Origin of the sequence: Novosphingobium sp. THN1 (assembly GCF_003454795.1) — a bacterium.
GTDB lineage: Bacteria > Pseudomonadota > Alphaproteobacteria > Sphingomonadales > Sphingomonadaceae > Novosphingobium.
Window position 1 is genome coordinate 2,122,660 of sequence record NZ_CP028347.1, and the last position, 13,835, is coordinate 2,136,494.

At 63.4% G+C, this 13,835-nt stretch carries 13 protein-coding genes and 1 pseudogene; 2 read left to right on the plus strand and 12 right to left on the minus strand.

The genetic code is table 11. The features are described from left to right. Positions 1–45: 45 nt before the first annotated feature. The 3 genes from C7W88_RS10625 to C7W88_RS10635 all read right to left on the minus strand — a co-directional run bounded on the left by C7W88_RS10625 (position 46) and on the right by C7W88_RS10635 (position 4,118). Positions 46–1,794, minus strand: a complete 1,749-nt coding sequence (locus tag C7W88_RS10625; protein WP_118073505.1) for an amidohydrolase family protein — start codon at positions 1,792–1,794, stop codon at positions 46–48. Between the two features lie 113 nt (positions 1,795–1,907). Continuing rightward, positions 1,908–3,218: an FAD-dependent oxidoreductase gene (locus C7W88_RS10630; RefSeq protein WP_118073506.1), complete on the minus strand. Its 1,311-nt coding sequence runs from the start codon at positions 3,216–3,218 to the stop codon at positions 1,908–1,910. A gap of 81 nt (positions 3,219–3,299) precedes the next feature. Further along, positions 3,300–4,118 (minus strand): alpha/beta fold hydrolase, encoded by an 819-nt coding sequence (locus tag C7W88_RS10635; RefSeq protein ID WP_240344545.1) that lies wholly within the window; start codon positions 4,116–4,118, stop codon positions 3,300–3,302. A 109-nt stretch (positions 4,119–4,227) separates the two neighbouring features. On the opposite strand from C7W88_RS10635, the gene C7W88_RS10640 reads away from it, so the two are divergent. Next, positions 4,228–6,906: an EAL domain-containing protein gene (locus C7W88_RS10640; RefSeq protein WP_118073507.1), complete on the plus strand. Its 2,679-nt coding sequence runs from the start codon at positions 4,228–4,230 to the stop codon at positions 6,904–6,906. Between the two features lie 4 nt (positions 6,907–6,910). Here C7W88_RS10640 and rlmN read toward each other — a convergent pair. Next, positions 6,911–8,157, minus strand: a pseudogene (gene rlmN, locus C7W88_RS10645) (23S rRNA (adenine(2503)-C(2))-methyltransferase RlmN). A gap of 287 nt (positions 8,158–8,444) precedes the next feature. Here rlmN and C7W88_RS10650 point away from each other — a divergent pair. Then, positions 8,445–9,116 carry an outer membrane protein gene (locus tag C7W88_RS10650; protein WP_118073508.1) on the plus strand — a complete coding sequence of 224 codons (672 nt, stop codon included), beginning with the start codon at positions 8,445–8,447 and terminating at the stop codon, positions 9,114–9,116. Positions 9,117–9,168: 52 nt separating this feature from the next. Here C7W88_RS10650 and C7W88_RS10655 read toward each other — a convergent pair whose 3' ends face one another. From C7W88_RS10655 to C7W88_RS23685, 8 genes are all read right to left on the minus strand, one after another. After that, on the minus strand, positions 9,169–9,651 hold the full coding sequence (locus C7W88_RS10655) for a hypothetical protein (RefSeq protein ID WP_118073509.1): 483 nt from the start codon (positions 9,649–9,651) through the stop codon (positions 9,169–9,171). Continuing rightward, entirely contained in the window at positions 9,648–9,827 is a 180-nt protein-coding gene (locus C7W88_RS10660) for a DUF4169 family protein (RefSeq protein WP_118073510.1), read from the minus strand. The genes C7W88_RS10655 and C7W88_RS10660 overlap by 4 nt, the downstream gene beginning before the upstream one ends. Next, entirely contained in the window at positions 9,827–10,066 is a 240-nt protein-coding gene (locus C7W88_RS24725; protein ID WP_370073118.1) for a hypothetical protein, read from the minus strand. Before C7W88_RS24725 ends, C7W88_RS10660 begins: the two co-directional genes overlap by 1 nt. Continuing rightward, entirely contained in the window at positions 10,063–10,455 is a 393-nt protein-coding gene (locus C7W88_RS24730; RefSeq protein WP_370073119.1) for a phosphoglycerate mutase family protein, read from the minus strand. Before C7W88_RS24730 ends, C7W88_RS24725 begins: the two co-directional genes overlap by 4 nt. 16 nt (positions 10,456–10,471) lie before the next feature. Then, positions 10,472–10,936 carry a GreA/GreB family elongation factor gene (locus tag C7W88_RS10670; RefSeq protein WP_118073511.1) on the minus strand — a complete coding sequence of 155 codons (465 nt, stop codon included), beginning with the start codon at positions 10,934–10,936 and terminating at the stop codon, positions 10,472–10,474. Between the two features lie 34 nt (positions 10,937–10,970). Next, positions 10,971–11,642, minus strand: coding sequence for an EcsC family protein (locus tag C7W88_RS10675; protein ID WP_118073512.1), 672 nt, complete (start codon positions 11,640–11,642; stop codon positions 10,971–10,973). 85 nt (positions 11,643–11,727) lie between these two features. Then, on the minus strand, positions 11,728–12,354 hold the full coding sequence (locus C7W88_RS23680; protein WP_370073237.1) for a lytic transglycosylase domain-containing protein: 627 nt from the start codon (positions 12,352–12,354) through the stop codon (positions 11,728–11,730). A gap of 98 nt (positions 12,355–12,452) precedes the next feature. Beyond that, complete coding sequence (locus tag C7W88_RS23685; protein ID WP_240344550.1) at positions 12,453–13,745, minus strand: hypothetical protein; 1,293 nt, start codon at positions 13,743–13,745, stop codon at positions 12,453–12,455. Positions 13,746–13,835: the final 90 nt, after the last annotated feature.

Below are 13,835 nucleotides of genomic sequence, written 5' to 3' on the forward strand. Positions count from 1 at the left end.
AATCCGGCTGGCCCGCCCCCGAACCAAGGGGCGGGCCAGCCTGCATCATTCTGCCGCTTCCAGGAGGTCGGCGCGCTGAGGGCCGCGGATGAGCACGCCCGGCGTCGCCCCGGTCCATTCTCCCTTGCGGAAGGTCACCTTGCCGCCCTTGATGGTATAGTCATACCCTTCCGCCTTCTGGAGCAGGCGCTTGCCCCCGGCAGGCAGATCGAACGCCAGCCAGGGCTTGAGCAACTTGACGTTGTCGAAGTCGATGATGTTGATGTCGGCCAGATATCCCGGTGCAAGCACGCCGCGATCGTCAAGCCCGTAAAGCCTTGCAGTGTCGTGGCACTGGCGCTTGACGGCATGTTCCAGGCTGATCCTGCCGCCACGCTGGCGATCACGCACCCAGTGCTGCAGCATGAACGTCGGGCTTGCCGCGTCGCAGATCGTTCCGCAATGCGCGCCGCCATCGGACAGGGAGTTCACGGTATCCTCTGAAGCTTGCAGTGCCTCCAGAAAGTCGAGGTTTCCGTCAGCGTAGTTGAGGATCGGCAGGTAGATGAAGCCTGTCCCGTCGCTTTCCATCAGCCGGTCGTAAGCATAAGCAGCAGGCTCAACGCCGGCCTGCCTTGCCCTGTGCAGGATGCTGGCCTCGGCTTGAGGCTCGTAATCGAAGTCGTCGTCCATGATGAACTGGTTGTGCCAGCCTTCGGATATCATCATCAGCAGGCCGATGATGTCGCTTTCCGGGTACTCGTTCGCCTCGGACAGGACTTTTCCGCGGAAAGCCGGGTCCTTGAGTTGGGCGAGTTGCTGATCCCACGGTAGATCGGCGATTGCGGCGTAGCTGGGGCGGAAGCGGAAGGGATGGATCGTGCCCTGCCAGGCCATGATCACGCCATTTCCGCGCAACGCAATCTGGGCGACAATGTTCGCCCCTTGCGCATTCTCCCGGCGCATTTCCGCGATCTGTTCCTCGAGCGGCATTTCCTTGGCGATTGACTGCAGCGCCGCATAAGTGACGGGAAGGCCCGTTTCACGGCTCAGGGCACCCATCCAGCCGAATTCGTTCCACTCGCGTCGCATGTCGGACGCCATTTCGAACACGCCATGTCCGACGCGGCCCATCGCCCGGCCGATCTCGATCAGTTCCTCGGCCGTCGCGGTGGTGCCGGGGACCACTTCGCCGTCGACCGACTTGTGGATCACCGTGCGGCTCGTCGAAAAGCCAAGGGCACCGGCACGCACGCCTTCCTCGACGATTTCTGCCATCTTGCGGATGTCATCCTCGGTCGGGATCGCACCCGGTTTCTCGCGGTCACCCAGCACGTAGGCGCGTACTGCCCCGTGCGGCACGTGGGTGCCGATATCGACCGCGCGCGGCATCTTTTCCAGCGCGTCGAGGTACTCGGGGAAAGTCTCCCAGTCCCATGTCATGCCTTCGGCAAGCGCGGTGCCGGGAATGTCCTCTACGCCTTCCATCAGGCCGATCAACCAGTCGTGCCGGTCAGGCGCTGCGGGTGCGAAGCCGACGCCGCAGTTGCCCATCACGACCGTCGTCACGCCATGCCAGGAGGAAGGCGCCATTTCCGCGTCCCACGTCGCCTGACCGTCGTAGTGCGTGTGCACGTCCACCCAGCCCGGTGCCACGACGCGGCCGGTGGCGTCGATCTCCTCGGCGGCATCGCCGCGTACGGTGCCGACGGCAGCAATGAGGCCATTCTTGACGGCCACGTCGCCGGTAAAGCGCGGCGCACCGGTTCCGTCGACGATCGTCCCATTGCGGATGATCAGGTCATAGGCTGGCATAAGCGGGCTCCTTCTCCCCGCGCAGGCCGACTCGATCCGGCAGCCCATCGCGTTAACCGGGCGATTAAGTCAGAGGTTTGCCCGAGGGTCAACCGTGCGGGCAAGGCGTTGCATCAATCGTGGCCGCTGGCCCTGATCATCTCTTCGACGTCGACGAACTTCTCGCGCGGGGCATCCTCCCGTGCGCGGGACGTCTCGGCTTCCTCGATCTTCTTCCAGTCATCGAAACTGACCACGTCCAGCTTGCGCGCGACTGCCAGGGCATCGAAGCCCACGCGCCCGGTCTTGCGCTGGCCTTGCGGAAAGTCCTCGGCGATCATTTCAACCACGCCGAAGCCATCCGGACGGTTGGTGCCGATCGTGCCCGAAGGCCCGCGCCGCGCCCACCCCACGCAATAGAGGCCGGGGAGGATGCGCCCTTCGTCATTGGCAAAGCGGCCGGCGCGATCGTCGAATGGCACGCCCTCGATCGGCGAGGTCTGATAGCCAATGCACGAGATCACGAGGTTTGCCGGTATCTCGTAGAACTCGCCCGTACCCACCGCGCGGCCTGCCTCGATACGGGTCCGCTCGACGGAAATCGCCCGCACCTTGCCTTCGCCGATAAGGCCCCGGGGCGAGGCGAAGAAATCGAACTCCACCTCCAGCGGCAGGTCGGCGCGGTGGCTTTCCGGGATCGCCGCGAACGAGCGCAGATGTGTCACGGACTTGCGGATGCCCGGTTCGAGCAGCGCGTCCTCCACTTCCTCGGGCAAGTCGCGCGGGTCCACCCACGGCGCGGTGCGGGACAGGTGGCCAAGCTCACCCAGCTCCTTGGGCGTCATCATGATCTGGTGAGGTCCGCGCCGCCCGAGAATGACAATGCGCTTGATCTTCGAGGCCATCAGCCCTTCGAGCGCGTGCGCCACGATGTCGCTTCCGGCAAACTCCTCGCGCGTCTTGGAAAGGATGCGCGTCACGTCGAGCGCCACGTTGCCCATGCCGATGACCACGGCGGTGTGGCCGGACAGATCAGGATCGAGCGCGGCGAATTCCGGGTGGCCATTGTACCACCCGACAAAGGCCGCGCTGCCGAATACGTTTTTCAGATGGTCGCCCGGAACGCCGATGTCCTTGTCACGCGGAGCGCCGGTGGCGAGCACGACCGCGTCATACAGGCCCTGCAGTTCCGCAATCGAGACGTCCTGGCCAACCTTGACGTTGCCGACGAAGCGGACGTTGTCGGCAAGGGCGGTCTGTTCGTAGCGCCGAGTTACGCCCTTGATCGACTGGTGATCGGGCGCAACCCCGAAGCGAATGAGACCATAAGGCACGGGCAGCATGTCGAAAATGTCGATGAGGACGTCATCGCCCCACTGCTTTTGCGCGGCTTCCGCGGTGTAGTACCCGGCCGGTCCCGAACCGACGATCGCGATATGCCGCATGGCCTCTCCTCAGCCTTTCGAGTCTTTGGCCGATGCTATCGTCAAGACAGCAAAAGGAAAGCGGGCCAGCGAAGTACACGATCAGCTGTGGTGGATATCCTCGTCAAGGAAGGCGCGCAGCTTTTCGATGAAGCGGTCGCGCTGGGAGAGCATGAACAGGTGACCACCACCGTGGAACATCTCGATCCGGCTGTGCGGGATCGCGTTGTGGAGGAAATGGGCATTCGAGGGTGGGACCAGCTGGTCCTCCTCGTCCGCCATGACCATCACCGGCATGGACAGAAGCGGCAGGAACGGCACGCTGCTCCAGGCGGCAAACGCCATCATCTGGTATGAGAAACCAAGCGGCGATGGTGCTTTGGCCGCATTGAGCGAAACCTTGCCGCTGCCGCCGCCGTTGTAGATCGAGGCGAGGTTCCGGCGCAGCGTCCGCTCGACCGTGTACTCGCGCGGATCGGACAGGTGGGCGAGCATGGAGCTGTTGCCGGGCACCATTGTCGCGCCGCCTGATGCCGTTGCCGCAAGAACGATCCGGCCGGTCCGGGCGCGGTGCTGGAAGGCGAACTGCTGGGTCAGCGCGCCGCCCCAACTGATCCCGAGGATATCTACCTGTTCGATGCCCAGGAGATCGAGCAGCGACGCCGTGGTCAGCGCCATGCTCTGTATCGTGTAGGGCAGGACCGGATCGGGAGAGCCGCCGATGCCTGGCATGTCGAAGCAGATCACCTCGCGCTCTGGCAGCGCCCGGGCGACCGGAGCAAGCAGTTCGAGGTTCATGCCGATGCCGTTGAGCATGAGCAGCGGGCGATGTCGGCCCCTGCCGGCCCCTTCGTGCCAGCGCGCGATGTTGAGGCGACGACCGGCAACGCCGATCTTTGACTGTTTCGGTGTACTGTTCACTTTGTCCCCACGCTCCAGACGCTGACTAGCACCTTCGCACTCGCAGCAAAAGTACACGAATACGGATCGCTTAACGCTTTCTCAAAGCACGGTCGTGCAAACACGGGTCATGCCGGGAGACACTGCAACTCAATCAAACAGGCAAACTGCCACGCGCGACTTCGCGCGTACGCGTCGGCGGGAACGCACCGCCGCGCCGGCCGCGCCCGAAGCGGGGGCCAGTTTTCTGTTTGGCAGCGATTCGTCCAATCGGCTGATTGCACCGGAATGGCCGCAAATGGCCTATGTCATGCTGGCGCTTCCGCTGCTGGTTGCCTGCTTTAACCTCGTGATTCCGAACCCGCTGGCGGCGCTACTGGCCGTGGTCGCCGCGATTGCCACGCATTTGTCGAAGCTCGCGGTGCGCCATGAAGCGCAGAACCAGATGGAGACCGGGCCGCGGATGGCGCTGATGGGCGCAGCGGTAGCCTTGCCGATGTTCCTTTTTGGCTCTGCGATGGGCGTCTGGGGCGCTTCCGGCCAGATCGAATGGTTCTACTGCCTTGTCGCCGTGGCAACGGTGTCGCTGCTGGCGACAGTGGTCCTTTCGGGACGTCTGGTCGGCGTGCTGGCCGCGCAGATCTCCGTGTGGTCGGGCGTTACCTGCGTCGCAAGCACGTTCGGCGGGTATTTCTCCCTGCTCGTCGGCGTGGCAATTTCCGTGGCGGCCTACTTGCGCCAGCGCAAGATCGACCTGTTGCTCCGCGAGAAGCAGGAAAACGACCAGCGCGCATCCACCCGCGCGCAGGAAATCCTTTCCGACTATGAGGAGACGGGGCAGGGCTGGTTCTGGGAAACCGATCGCCGTGGCCAGCTGACGTATCTGTCCACGCCTGTTGCCGAGATTCTCGGTCGCAAGGTCGACGATCTGATCGGGCGTCCCTTTGCCGAGCTGTTCAACCTGTCCGAGCAATCGGGCGAAGGCGAGCGAACGCTGGCCTTTCACCTCTCTGCGCGATCCAGCTTCGGTGAACTTGCGGTGCGGGCAGCGACAGCGGAAGAGGAACGCTGGTGGTCGATCACCGGCCGGCCGACTTACGACACGTTCAACAACTTCACCGGTTTCCGCGGCTCGGGCACCGACCTTACCGAGAAGCGCCGCTCGCAGGAGCATGCTTCGCGGCTTGCGCATTTCGATTCGCTGACAGGCCTGTCCAACCGCTTCCGCATGTCGCAGACGCTGGAGAAGATCCTCCTCGCTCCGCAAATGCATCAACGGGCCTGCACGGTTTTCCTGCTCGATCTCGATCGCTTCAAGCAGGTGAACGATACGCTCGGCCATCCTGCCGGTGATGCTCTGCTCAAGCAGGTGGCGCAGCGTCTGGAGCGGGTTGTCGGCAAGATGGGCCGCGTCGGTCGCCTGGGTGGCGATGAATTTCAGGTCATCCTGCCTGGCAAGATCGAGCGTGAGCAACTCGGCCATCTGGCGCATCGCATCATCGAGAGCCTGTCGCAGCCCTATTCGATCGAGGGCAGTCGCGTGATGATCGGCGCGTCGGTCGGCATTGCGCTGGCCCCGGACGATGGCGTGACCAGCGAGGCACTGATCCGCAATGCCGATCTGGCGCTCTATGCCGCCAAGGATGGCGGGCGCGGCCGGTTCCACTTCTATGCGCCGGACCTGCACAGCGATGCCGAAGAGCGCCGCCAGATGGAGGAAGACCTGCGCGATGCGGTCTCGAACGGCGGCCTCGAACTTTACTACCAGCCCGTCGTGCAGACCGCGACCGAGAAGATCACCGGTTTCGAGGCGCTGCTGCGCTGGAACCATCCCGAGCATGGCTGGATCAGCCCGAGCCGGTTCATACCCATAGCGGAAGATACCGGCCTGATCGCGCCAATCGGTGAGTGGGCCTTGCGCACCGCCTGCCAGGACCTTGCCCGCTGGCCCGAGAACGTGCGCGTCGCTGTAAACGTCTCGCCACTGCAGTTCGCCAATCCGTCGCTCCCGGTGATCGTCACCAACGCGCTGGCGAGCTCGCAGGTGGCAGCAGAACGCCTTGAACTGGAAATCACCGAGAGCGTGTTCCTCAACGACGACGAGGGCACCGACCAGATGTTCAAGTCGTTGAAGGCCATTGGCGTGCGCCTGGCACTGGACGATTTCGGCACGGGCTATTCCTCGCTCGGCTACTTGCGGTCGGCGCCGTTCGACAAGATCAAGATCGACCAGAGCTTCGTTCGCGGTGCGACCCAACCGGGCAGCCGCAATGGCGCAATCATCGCCTCGATCGTCAGCCTTGCCGAGGCGCTGGGCATGGAAACGACGGCCGAAGGCGTCGAGACGCTGGACGAGCTGGACCTCGTCCGCATGCTGGGTTGCAGCCACGTCCAGGGTTATATCTACGAGAGGCCGCTGTCGGCGATGAACGCCGCTGCCCGCCTCTCAACCGGTCTCATGGCCATCGCGCAAGGGCCACGGTCCGCGCGTGCCGCCCGCCAGTCGATGCTGCGCAAGGTCGTGCTCGATCACGGCGGCCATCGCTACAACGCGATGGTCCGCAATATCAGCCAGGCCGGCGCGCTGATCGAAGGTTTGTGGAACGTGCCTCCGGGAACTATCTTCCGGGTGCTGCTGGCTGAAAACCACGCGGTCACGGCAACTTGCCGCTGGTCAAGCGATGACCGCATGGGCGTGGAATTCTCCATGCCGCTCAGGCTCGACGAGGGCGGACGCATCGCAGCCGTGGCCGGCATTCCACCGGTCAGGAGCGAGCCCGAGCCGGTGGTTCAACGCAAGGTCGGCTGACCGGTCAGCCCAGCGCTGCCATCTTCTCTTCAGCAAGACGGTCAAGCTCGGCGCGGCTCTTCTTCTCCGCCGCCGTCTTCAGCTGGCCGCACGCTGCGTCGATATCCCGCCCGCGCGGGGTGCGCACCGGCGCGCTGATCCCCGCTTCGAAAACGATGTTGGCAAAGCTCTTGATCCGCTCCGGGCTGGAGCACTCATAGGGCGCACCGGGCCAGGGATTGAACGGGATCAGGTTGACCTTGGCCGGCAGCTTGTACTGGCGAATCAGACGCACCAGTTCGCGTGCGTCATCGTCGCTGTCGTTCTTGTCCTTGAGCATCACGTATTCGAACGTGATGCGGCGGGCGTTCGAAGCGCCGGGATAATCGGAGCAGGCCTGCAGCAACTCGTCGATGCCGTACTTGCGGTTGATGGGCACGATCTCGTCGCGCACATCCTTCGTCACCGCGTGGAGAGAGACCGCGAGGTTTACCCCGATCTCCTCGCCGCAGCGCTCCATCATCGGCACGACGCCACTCGTCGAAAGTGTGATGCGGCGCTTGGACAGCGCAAGGCCATCGCCGTCCATCACCAGCTTGAGCGCATCGCGCACATTGTCGAAGTTGTAGAGCGGCTCGCCCATGCCCATCATCACGATGTTCGTAAGCAGGCGGCCATCGGGGTGTAGGCGCTGGCCGCTTCCTCGTCTTCATCGTCGAAATCCAGCCCGGCCATCGTGCCACCAGCCTTGGGCCATTCGCCCAGCGCATCGCGCGCGAGCATGACTTGGCCGACGATTTCGCCCGGCGTCAGGTTGCGCACCAGGCGCATCGTGCCGGTGTGGCAGAAGCGGCAGTTGAGCGTGCAGCCGACCTGGCTCGAAACGCACAGCGTGCCGCGATCGGCGTCGGGGATGAACACCATTTCGAAATCGTGCTTGTCCGCCGTCCGCAGCAGCCACTTGCGGGTGCCGTCGGTCGAAACCTGCGCCTCGACGATGTCCGGGCGACCGATAACGAAGCGTTCGGCCAACCACGGGCGCATGGTCTTGGCGATGTCGGTCATCGCGTCGAAGTCTGTCACGCCGCGATGATACAGCCAGTGGAACACCTGCTTCGCGCGCAGCTTTGCCGCCTTGGCATCCAGGCCGGCAGCCTCGAACAGGGAGGCGATCTGCTTCTTGGGCAAGCCGATCAGGTCCACCCGGCCATCCTCGCGCGGCGTCACCTCGCGCGGCACGGGAACTGGATCAACGTGCCCGGCGATGGGCATGTTGGCGGGAAGCGAGGGCTGGGATCGATCTGGCTCTGCATCGCGCGCATATAGTGATTCGTGGCGTCAGGCGCAAACCGAGGCTCGCGCGAACGCCTCACGTGCGCTCCCGTTCCGGCATTTCATCGCCTGTGAGGCTCAAATCATCGAAATTTATGTGGCTGAAATGTCACGGTTTCCTGTTGTGTGAGGTTCAGGAAACCGGATGCAGTTCCGCTCATTCCACCGGTCACTGTCGGGTCGCAATCGACAACAGGACCGGCAGGAAGTTTCGAATGGAGTGAAACATGAAGAAGATCTGCGCAATCCTCGCCGCCGGCACTGCCATCGCCGCCGCCCCTGCGTACGCGCAGGACGCTACCCCTGCCGAGGCGTTCAGCGGCTTCCACGCCGAAGCCCTTGTCGGGTATGACCACATCCGCTCGGGCAGCAGCGAGGACATCGACACCACCCGCGACATCAAGCAGTCGATCGACGGCGTCGAATACGGCGGCGCGATCGGTTACGACATTCCGCTTGGCACCAACCTTGTTGCCGGTGCGGAAGCCGAAATCACCGACAGCAGCGCCAGCCGCGATTACAACAACAGCCAGCCGACCGTCTTCAACCTCGGCCGCGTTGATGCTGGTCGCCAGTACTACTTCGGTGCCCGCCTCGGCTATGCGATGAGCCCGAGCACGATGGTCTACGTCAAGGGTGGCTACAGCAACGCCCGCTTCAACCTGCAGGGCACTGACGGCACCACCAACCTGCGCCAGCGTCTCGACACCGATGGTTACCGCGTCGGTGCGGGCGTCGAGCAGAAGCTTGGCACCAACTCGTTCGTGAAGCTCGAGTACAAGTATTCGAACTACAGCGAAGGCGAATTCGACTTCAACGGCAACACGCCGGATTCGAGCCGCTTCAACATCGATACTGACCGTCACTCGGTGATGGCTGGCGTCGGCGTCCGCTTCTAAGCGTCACGCTGAGAAGCAAAGGGAAGGGCGGGCCGCAAGGCTCGCCCTTTTCCTATCCCGCGCATCCCAGTGCTGCGGCGTCCAGGGCCGAGGCCGCGCCATTGAGCGGATAGATATCGCGAAAGCGCTTCCCGTCCGCGCCTTGCGCCGTCACCACCACGCGCGGCGCGCTGCGCATCGCGGCGATGATCCCGGCATTGGCGCGCTGGTCCATGGGCCATGCATCGGCCTGACCTGCCTGCAAAGTGAAGTTCGCTTCCGGGAACGAGACGTTGACAGACGAACCTGGCGCGAGCCGCCGTGCCAACCGAATGTGTACGGCCCCGCGAATGCCGCGCTTGGGCCAGAAGCCGACAGTCATGTAAGGCTGGAACGCCTGCTCGCGGCCGTTGACCTTCTCGGCCATGGCAATCGCATAGCAGCGCGGCACGCCCGGATCGCGGAACGCGCCCCAGGTGCCGAATACGCCGAGGCTGTCACGCGCCACCGCGGTCCCGCCAATCACCAGCGCCGCCAGAACCAGCAGCCGCCTCACGGCTCCTCCCGTTTCGCGCCGTCGAGGAGCTTTGCGGCCCGCTCGGCGTCCTGCGCCTCGCGCAGCTTGTCACCCTTGGTCCGCCCGAACTTCGCGCGGTTCGCTTGCGCCTCCACTTCGCGAGAGGCCCGCGCCTTGGCCTTGCGCACGCTGCGCAGGTTCACGACATCGCCCATCAGGCGTGCTCGATCCCGCGTTCCGAACCGTAAAGCACGCGCTCCTCGCCGTTCTCGACCAGCGCGATCGAACCTTGCACCAGCGACGGCGCAATCGGCGCGCCGTGGACGGGATGCACCGGATAGCCCGCCATGATCCCGCGCAGTACCCGGCTCGAAATGCCGTGCATCACCACGATATGATCGCCGCTCTCGTCCGCCAGCCCATCGAGCCAGCGGTTGAGCCGGCCTGCGATCATCGGATAGTCCTCGCCATCGGGGCAGGGCGCAGAAGGTGGTCCTCGATCACGATTGGGCCGACCTCGTCCTCGACATCGCTGTAGGACCGGCCGCACCACGATCCCATGTCGATTTCTTTTAGATCCATGGTCCGCTGCCCGGCAAACCAGTCCAGTCCCAGTTCCTCGGCGATCAACGCCGCCGTCTGCAAGGCGCGACCAGTGTCGGAGATGTGCAACGTCACCTGCGGCCGCTCGCCCAGTTCCTGCCGCAGCGCGCAGCCCATCGCCACGGCCTGCTCGAAGCCCTGCCGCGTCAGTGGCGTATGGATGTGGTTGGCCTGCAGCCGACGCGTCGCATTATAGACCGTCTCGCCGTGGCGCATGATGTAGAAGCGACCCCGTTTCATGGGCAGTCTCATAGCCTCAGGCGTCGGGATAGGAAACGCTCATGATTTCCCACTCCTTCTCGCCCGAAGGCAGCCGGACCACGCGCAAATCCCCCACCCGCGCCCCGCGCAGCGCCTTGGCAATCGGCGCGCTCCACCCGATCAGCCCCTTCGAGGCATCCTGCTCGTCATCGCCAACCAGTGTCAGCACCTTGCGGTTGTCGTCCTCGTCGGCAATCTCGACACAGGCCCCGAACAGCACCCGCGTTCGATCCTCCTGTCGCGCCGGATCGACCACCCGCGCCGCCTTCATCCGCCGCGCCAGGAACGCCAGCTCCCGATCAATCTCCCGCATCCGCTTGCGCCCATAGAGATAATCGCCGTTCTCCGACCTGTCGCCATTGCCAGCGGCCCAGCTGACGATCTCGACGATGGCGGGCCGTTCGGTGCCGAGCAGATGGTCATAACGCGCGCGCAGGGCGGCAAATCCGGCGGGGGTGATGGGGGGGCGTCAGGTTTCATGAAGGCGAAAAGGGTTACTTATTCTGAATTTGCCATCGGTCAAAGTATTCGGACTTATACTCTGTCACCATCTTCTTTCCGGCAGACTTCGCAAAGAGATAATTGACGCTTCCGCCAATCAGCCCACCGACGAATGGAACAAGCTTGCCGGCCTGTGTTTTTGTCATCTTCAAGCCAAGAACTTTCGCAACTTCAATAATCAGTCGGATTGCTGGACTTGAAGCTGGGCCTCGCTTGACTAAACTTTCAGTTGCAGCCTTAGCTACAGCAGAACGAATGCCAGCCTGCGCCACGGCATCGAAACCAAGTGCTGTCAAATAAACAGCTTGGACTCGTTCTTGATGAAGGTCTGATTGGGGATCAAAACCGTTCAAGTAGGCAAGCTTTTGATTCAGTCTGTATAGTTGAGCAGCCATGTTGGCAATATCAACGCCCGCCAATGTAATTGTCGTTGCAATGCCTCCGACACCTGACGTCACACCGCCAATGGCACACATCTTACATGTAGAATCGAGATACTTTTCACTAAGTTTCTCAAGATGCGTGTAATTCAAAGCATGCGCTGCAAAGTCTTGCGGATCAGATACGTCAATGCCGAAGTTTCTGGCGTCAGCTACAATATCTTTTGGGTCGACGTTTAAAACGATGTCTCGAACCTTTGCAACAATGCTCTGATTTTCGCTCACAGAATGTTCCTGACTGTCGATTTGTCCTTTCGTTAGTGTTTTGACGTAATCAAAGCAATGCGTAATGTGGATATTTTTGCCTCGCTCACCCCGGCTCCCGCTTGCCAATAAAGTAGCTCATCGGATTGCTCCCCCGATAGCTCGCGTACTGCGGGTTCATCGCCTCGTAGACCACTGCGTTTTCCAGCACGCGCTGGACGTAGTTGCGGGTTTCGGAGAGCGGGATCTTCTCGATCCATTCCACCCAGTCGATCCCGCCGTTGCGCGGGTCGCCGTTGGCGCGCAGGAACTTGTTCACGTTGCCGGGGCCAGCATTGTAAGCCGCCACCGCCAGCGGCCATGACCCGCGATAATAGTCGAGCATCCGCTGGAAATAGCCTGACCCCAACTGGATGTTGTACCCGGCATCCTGCGTCAGCGACGAGGCGTTGTAGGAAAGTCCAAGCTTGCCCGCCTGCTCGTTGGCCGTCCCCGGCATCAGCTGCATCAGCCCTCGCGCGCCGGCGTGGCTGACCGCGTTCTGCGCGAACTGGCTTTCCTGGCGGCTGATCGCGTGGATGCCGGTCCATTTGCTTTCATAGCCCGGCGGCACCGGGATCAGCGGGAAGGCGATGTGCTGGAAATCGAGGTAGCCGCGGGCTGCCGCCGCTTGGCCGACGATCACTCCCAGATCGCGCCGACCCAGTTCGCGCGCCAGGTTCGCCACCATCATGTGCTGTGCTTCGGTCTGCTGCTGCTCGGCCACTTCCTTGAAGAAGCGCACCGTCGTCTTCCAGTCACCATTGCGGGCGACCTCGCGCACGGCGAGCGTCAGTGGCTGGCTGTAGAACCGGCTGCGCTGGTCCGCGGAAACCTGTACGTCCGAATCCTTGGCGTATTGCGGCACCGGACGGCCCAGCCGCTCCAGCGCCAGCAAGCCATAGAACTGGTCGCCATATTGCGCCGCCATCTCGAAATAGCGCCGCGCCTCGGCCTGCTGACCAGCACGCGCCGCCGCCTTTCCGGCCCAGTAGAAGCCCTTCGAGCGGGTCCCGGCGTCCGTGCTGCCGCGCCATAGCGCCAGAACAGCGGTGCCGCCCCGGCATAATCGCCGGTGTTGAAGTACCCCTGCGTGCCGCCAAGCCACATCAAAGAGGTGTAGTCGTCACGCAGCCCATAGTTCAGCTGGCTGACATCCTCGCCGGGCGCAAAGGCATCGTCGATCCCCGCGGCGATGCGCATGGCCGCGCGCGCATCGCCCGATGTTGCCGCGCCGCGCGCATTTACCAGCAGCTCCTCGACCCACTTGTCGCGGTCCAGCGGCTGCCGTGCCAGCAAGGGGCGATTGGCCAGCAGATCGCGCGCCGCCGCGCCCTGACCGGACTTGCGCAACTGCCGCGCTCGCTGGAAGATGAAGCCCGGATCGGCGTTGAACTGTTGCGCCGGCACACCAGCCAGCAAACCATAGGGATCGCCACCCTGCATCGCAGCAAGCCGCGCCGCATCTATCGCCTTGCGCGCCGGGCTGACCCAGACGATCTGCCGTGCCGCTTGATCGGTGGCGCCGGACCACAGCAGCGCATCCATCCGCGCATCGTGATCGTCAGGAGTGAAACTCGTGCCCCATGCCGCCAGCAGCGCGGTTTCGGCAGCATCGGTCATCGCCCCGCCGCGCCAGGCCGCCCGTGCAACTTCCCGCGCTTCGGGCCGGCCCAGTTGCGTCAGCGCCAGTGCATATTGCGCGCAGCCAAGGTTGGTCAGCGGTGGTTTCTGGCTGAAATAGGCGACCAGCCGCGAAGGCTCGGCAAAATCGCGCTCCAGTGAAAGCTCGGCATAGCGGCGCAGCTTCTCCTCGTCCGGAAAGCCGGGATAGGACAGGATGAAGCTGGAATATTCGGAAAAGCCGAAGCGGTTGGAACTGGTCAGCAGCTTCCACCGCTCCACCGCTGCCATCATCGGCCCGCCCTGGCTGGCCGTCAGGTTGGCACGGGCGCGGTCCCAGTCGGATCCATCGGCACCGTCAGCGCCGCTTGCGTGCACTGCGCTCGAGGCGACGACCGTCTGGAGCAGAACCCCGGCAAACCCCCAGCGCAACATCAAGGCTTTCACGTCCATGCCGGACATACTATGGAGCGGCTCCTTATCACGCGCTGAACAGCGCCCCTGTGGGTTCGGATCACGATGAACCGAACCGCATCATGGGGTAAACCGAGG

Bases quoted from the DNA above. Each gene is read 5' to 3' on its own strand.
- C7W88_RS10660 (WP_118073510.1), bottom strand. From the start codon at position 9,827: ATGGGCGATGTCGTGAACCTGCGCAGCGTGCGCAAGGCCAAGGCGCGG.
- C7W88_RS23685 (WP_240344550.1), bottom strand. From the start codon at position 13,745: ATGTCCGGCATGGACGTGAAAGCCTTGATGTTGCGCTGGGGGTTTGCC.
- C7W88_RS10650 (WP_118073508.1), top strand. From the start codon at position 8,445: ATGAAGAAGATCTGCGCAATCCTCGCCGCCGGCACTGCCATCGCCGCC.
- C7W88_RS10630 (WP_118073506.1), bottom strand. From the start codon at position 3,218: ATGCGGCATATCGCGATCGTCGGTTCGGGACCGGCCGGGTACTACACC.
- C7W88_RS10640 (WP_118073507.1), top strand. From the start codon at position 4,228: ATGCCGGGAGACACTGCAACTCAATCAAACAGGCAAACTGCCACGCGC.
- C7W88_RS24730 (WP_370073119.1), bottom strand. From the start codon at position 10,455: ATGAAACGGGGTCGCTTCTACATCATGCGCCACGGCGAGACGGTCTAT.
- C7W88_RS10625 (WP_118073505.1), bottom strand. From the start codon at position 1,794: ATGCCAGCCTATGACCTGATCATCCGCAATGGGACGATCGTCGACGGA.
- C7W88_RS23680 (WP_370073237.1), bottom strand. From the start codon at position 12,354: ATGATGGTGGCGAACCTGGCGCGCGAACTGGGTCGGCGCGATCTGGGA.
- C7W88_RS24725 (WP_370073118.1), bottom strand. From the start codon at position 10,066: ATGATCGCAGGCCGGCTCAACCGCTGGCTCGATGGGCTGGCGGACGAG.